This is a genomic window from Chitinophaga sp., assembly GCF_035564935.1.
In the GTDB taxonomy this organism is placed as follows: Bacteria; Bacteroidota; Bacteroidia; order Chitinophagales; family Chitinophagaceae; genus Chitinophaga.
Window position 1 is genome coordinate 1 of record NZ_DATMTE010000303.1, and the last position, 5193, is coordinate 5193.

The following is a 5193-nucleotide window of genomic DNA, read 5'->3' on the forward strand; positions in this document are numbered from 1 at the left end:
AACGCTACTGGTAACGGTTACAGCTGATTGATGTTTCCTGTGCTAAAGCTTGGCCCATTAGCAGGTTCGCATAAAACCCTGTACCCTGGCTTGTTTACCAGCTTTTTTACTAATAACGCAGGACTGGACCAACTATTGTACCAAAGTCCGGATGCCCCGGAAATAGTGGATTTCCTGTGGATAAGTTTAGTAAAGATCCCTACTTAAATAACCTCCATTACGGTGGTAAAAGCGATAAAACGGTCGCCGAAAAGATCATACCCTCTTTGCCGCAGCGCCTGTTGGTGCTGGTCTGCGAAGGATTGGTAGTCATTCAGGCTATCTGCAAAATATTGCACAACATAGGTAGGTCCCTCTTCATCGTCCTGCTCCAGTAAACGGCTGATGCGGTAATCATGAAAGAGTCCCGTGGCCAGCATCGCCGGAATATGCTCCTCCTGTAACCATTGAAGCCACCTGAAATGCGTATCTGTGGCTACTTTGGTAGTTACGTTGTATATAATCATACCTCTCTTTGTTTATACTGCCAGTTCCACGAATACCGGACAATGATCCGAGTGTTTTACCTGTTGGTAAATAGCAGCATGTTTCAGACGCTCTTTCAGTGGCAGGGCAACGTTGATATAGTCTATACGCCAGCCCTTGTTATTGTTCCTGGCATTGGCCCGGAAGCTCCACCAGCTGTATTGATGGGGATCGGTATTAAAATGACGGAAGCTGTCTACGAAGCCGCTCTCAAAGAAACGGTCCATCCATGCCCGTTCTTCGGGCAAAAAGCCGGTAGCGTTTTTATTGCTCACAGGATCATGGATATCTATTGGTTTATGACAGATATTGTAATCCCCGCATACTACCAGGTTGGGACGGGTTTTTTTCAGTTCATCCAGGTAAAGGAAGAACTCTTCCAGCCATTGGTATTTATAGGTTTGACGAAGCTCTCCGCTGGTACCGGAAGGGAAGTAAGTATTAATCAGGGTGATATCGCCGAAATCGAGCCTTATAAAACGGCCTTCCAGGTCGCTCTGGCCGTGGCCACTGCCATACTGTACAAAGTCGGGTTTTATCCGGGTAAGCACGGCTACGCCGCTGTATCCTTTCTTTTGGGCCGGGTACCAGTAATGTGCATAACCGAGATTGTCGAATTGCTGGAAGTCAATGTTTTCCTGGTGGGCCTTTATTTCCTGCAGGCAGATAATATCAGCGGGATCTGTTTGTAACCATTCTGTGAAGCCTTTGGTCATGGCTGATCTCAGGCCATTCACATTGTAAGATATGATTCTCATGTTGGGTGTTGTTTAGGGCATTACATCACTAAATTTACGAATTACGGATCTGTGGTCAGATAATGCGAAAAAATCCGCCTTTTATCCCTCCACAGATCCGTAACAATTAACGGGTAATGCTTTTATATATCGTATTCGAGGTTGGGACGCAGCCATTGTTCGGCTTCTTCTACTGTCCAGTTTTTACGGGCAGCATAGTCTGTCACCTGGTCTTTTTCAATTTTTCCAAGACCGAAATACTTACCCTCCGGGTTGGCAAGATACCAGCCGCTTACACTGGAAGCGGGGTACATAGCCAGCGATTCGGTGAGGGTGATGCCGGTGTTTTCTGTAGCGTTCAGCAATTCAAACAGTTTCCATTTCTCGGTATGGTCCGGGCAGGCCGGGTAACCCGGCGCGGGGCGGATACCTGCATAGGCTTCTTTGATCAGGTCTTCATTGCTCAGATGTTCCTCTGATGCATAGCCCCAGAACTCTTTACGCACACGTTCGTGCATCAGCTCTGCGAAGGCTTCTGCAAGCCTGTCGGCCAGTGCTTTCAGCATGATGCTGTTATAGTCGTCGTGTTCCGCTTTGAATTTCTCCAGCCATTTTTCAATACCGATACCAGTGGTTACCGCAAAGCCGCCTATGTAGTCGGTTTTGCCGGATTCGGCAGGGGCAATGAAATCTGCAAGGGAAAGGTTAGGCTGCCCCGGTGCTTTCTTTACCTGCTGGCGCAGAAATTCCAGCTGTACCGGTTTGATCTCCGGTTGTTCAGGAGTTACCTTTACAGAATCAGGAGCTACCCTGCTGGCAGGATAGAGGCCAATGACAGCATTGGCGCCCAGCCACTTTTCCGCAATTATTTTGTTTAGCAATTCTTTTGCATCATTAAACAGCCGGGTAGCTTCCACGCCTACTACTTCATCAGTGAGGATCTGCGGGAACTTGCCGTGTAGTTCCCAGGCAATAAAGAAGGGCTGCCAGTCGATATATTTCGCAATTTCACCGAGATCATAGTTTTCAAACTTCATCACACCGGTCATTTTAGGCTTCACAGGTGTGAAGGCATCCCAGTTGATGTCGGTTTTATTGGCCTGGGCATCAGCGATCGGCAGGAATTGTTTGGTTTGTTTCTTATTCTTAAAAGCTTCGTTCAGCTTCTGGTATTCTGTTTGTATACCGGCCAGGAATCCGGGTTTCAGCGCTTTATTAAGGAGGCTGCCGGTTACCGTAACGCTGCGGGATGCATCCAGTACGTGTACCACGCCGTGTGCATATTCCTGCGCTATTTTAACTGCGGTATGGGTGCGGCTGGTGGTAGCGCCTCCGATGATCAGCGGGATATTGAAATCCTGCCGCTTTAATTCACGGGCAACGTGTACCATTTCATCAAGACTGGGGGTGATCAGGCCACTCAAACCAATGATATCCACTTTTTCCTGGCGGGCGGTTTGCAGGATCTTTTCTGCAGGCACCATTACACCCAGGTCAATAATTTCATAGCCGTTACAGGCCAGCACCACGCCTACAATGTTTTTGCCGATATCGTGTACGTCGCCCTTTACAGTAGCCAGCAGGATTTTACCGGCGGCTTTTATTTCCCCGCCTTGTTCTGCCTGTATCCGTAATTTCTCCTGTTCTATATATGGTGTGAGGATGGCCACGGATTTTTTCATTACACGGGCACTTTTCACCACCTGCGGGAGGAACATTTTACCGCTGCCGAACAGGTCGCCAACAATGTTCATCCCCGCCATCAGCGGGCCTTCAATTACATCCAATGGGCGGGGGTATTTCAGGCGGGCTTCTTCCGTATCTTCATCTATGTATTCGGTGATACCATTTACGAGTGCGTGGCTCAAACGGTCTTCCACAGTGCCCTGTCTCCAGGTTTCATCTTTCTCTATTACCTTCCCTTTGGCCTTTACGGTTTCTGCGAATTGTATCAGCCTTTCCGTAGCATCCTCCCGTCTGTTTAGTATGGCATCCTCACAAAGTTCGCGCAGGGTGGGTTCTATATCATCATAGATCTGCAGCATCCCGGCATTTACAATACCCATATCCATTCCGGCTTTGATGGCGTGGAACAGGAATACAGAGTGCATGGCTTCTCTTACGGTTTCATTACCGCGGAAAGAGAAGGATACATTACTTACACCGCCGCTTATTTTTGCGAGGGGCATCAGTTGTTTGATACGACGGGTGGCATTGATAAATTCCACCGCGTAGTTATTATGTTCTTCGATACCGGTAGCGATAGCGAAGATATTGGGATCGAAGATGATATCCTGGGGAGCAAACCCTACCACTTCGGTGAGTATCTTATAGGCGCGGTGACTGAAGCTCACCCTTTTTTCTTCGGTATCAGCCTGGCCGTGTTCGTCGAATGCCATTACCACTACTGCGGCGCCATAGCTTTTGCAGATGTGCGCCTGCTCAATGAATTTGGCTTCTCCTTCCTTTAAGCTGATAGAGTTAACAATACATTTACCCTGAACGCATTTCAGCCCGGATTCAATCACGGAAAACTTACTGGAATCGATCATCACCGGGATGCGGGAAATATCCGGTTCTGCCGCCAGGAGGTTAAGGAAGGTAGACATAGCCGCTTCTCCGTCGAGCAGGGCATCATCCATGTTCACGTCCAGGATCTGCGCGCCGCTTTCCACCTGTTGGCGGGCAACAGACAGGGCTTCTTCGAATAGTCCTTCTCTTACGAGGCGGGCAAACTTCTTGGAGCCGGTTACGTTGGTGCGTTCTCCTACGTTAATGAAATTTGTTTCAGGTCTTACCACCAGCGGTTCCAGGCCACTCAGGCGCATAAAGGGTTTGATCACCCTGCGTTCTTCACCGGCAATAGGTTCGTTGACAGTATCTGTATTGTTTATAATTGTTTCGCTCATTTCTGCTGTAAGTGATGTTTGAATAGAAAACCTGCCTGTTACGGCTTATCAGGCGAGAGTTTCGGCTAATACGGGTTTGAGGCGTGGTTTGATATGTTTCACATGTTCTGCAATGTGGCGTATATGATCGGGGGTGGTACCGCAGCAGCCGCCTACTATGTTAACGAAGCCCGATGAGGCAAAGTCTTCAATGATACAGGCGGTATCTTCCGGTTCCTCATCATATTCTCCAAAGGCATTGGGTAAGCCGGCATTGGGGTAGCAGCTCACATAGCAGCTGGCTATGTTGGAGAGCTCCTCTACGTAAGGACGCATTTGCTGTCCGCCCAGGGCGCAGTTTAAACCGATGGAAAACGGGTTGGCATGCATAACCGAGATATAAAATGCTTCCAGGGTTTGCCCGCTGAGGGTTCTGCCGGAGGCATCTGTGATGGTACCGGAAATCATTACCGGGATTTCAGGTTTGCCTGATTCACGGTAGTATTTCTTGATGGCATAGATGGCTGCTTTACAGTTCAGCGTATCAAAAATAGTTTCTATCAGCAGCATGTCCACCCCGCCATCGGAGAGGCCACGCACCTGCTCTTCATACGCTGCAGCCACTTCGTCGAAGTATACAGAGCGGAACCCGGGATTATTAACATCCGGCGACAGCGACAGGGTTTTGTTCATCGGGCCGATGGCGCCGGCAACAAAACGCGGCTTACCGGGGTTTTTGGCGGTGTATTCCGCCGTAGCCCGTTTAGCTATTTGCGCGGCTGCTACATTCAGCTCATAGGCCAGCGCCTGCATATCGTAGTCGGCCATCGCAATAGAAGTGCTGCTGAAAGTATTGGTTTCAATAATATCAGCGCCTGCTTCCAGGTACTCTTTGTGGATGGCTTCAATGATTTGAGGCTGAGTAAGATTAAGAAGGTCGTTATTGCCTTTAAGATCACTTGGATAGTCGGCAAAGCGTGTGCCCCTGTAGTCTGATTCCTGGAGTTGGTAGCGTTGAATCATGGTGCCCATGGCGCCATCGA

General features: G+C 48.9%; 4 protein-coding genes. All 4 read right to left on the minus strand.

All coding sequences use genetic code 11. The features are described 5' to 3' along the window. Positions 1 to 203: 203 nt before the first annotated feature. A complete protein-coding gene (locus VN105_RS08095) occupies positions 204 to 506 on the minus strand; it encodes a DUF4286 family protein (RefSeq protein WP_325639683.1) in 303 nt (100 codons plus the stop codon). Positions 507 to 518: 12 nt separating this feature from the next. Further along, a complete protein-coding gene (locus VN105_RS08100) occupies positions 519 to 1283 on the minus strand; it encodes an exodeoxyribonuclease III (protein WP_325639685.1) in 765 nt (254 codons plus the stop codon). Between the two features lie 122 nt (positions 1284 to 1405). Then, positions 1406 to 4171, minus strand: coding sequence for a methionine synthase (gene metH, locus VN105_RS08105; protein ID WP_325639687.1), 2766 nt, complete (start codon positions 4169 to 4171; stop codon positions 1406 to 1408). A 48-nt stretch (positions 4172 to 4219) separates the two neighbouring features. Next, a partial coding sequence (locus VN105_RS08110) for a homocysteine S-methyltransferase family protein (RefSeq protein ID WP_325639689.1) occupies positions 4220 to 5193 on the minus strand: 974 nt, incomplete at its 5' end.

What these genes read in the sequence shown, in the direction of transcription:
- VN105_RS08095 (WP_325639683.1), bottom strand. Translation starts at nt 506, where the DNA reads ATGATTATATACAACGTAACTACCAAAGTAGCCACAGATACGCATTTC.
- VN105_RS08100 (WP_325639685.1), bottom strand. Translation starts at nt 1,283, where the DNA reads ATGAGAATCATATCTTACAATGTGAATGGCCTGAGATCAGCCATGACC.
- metH (WP_325639687.1), bottom strand. Translation starts at nt 4,171, where the DNA reads ATGAGCGAAACAATTATAAACAATACAGATACTGTCAACGAACCTATT.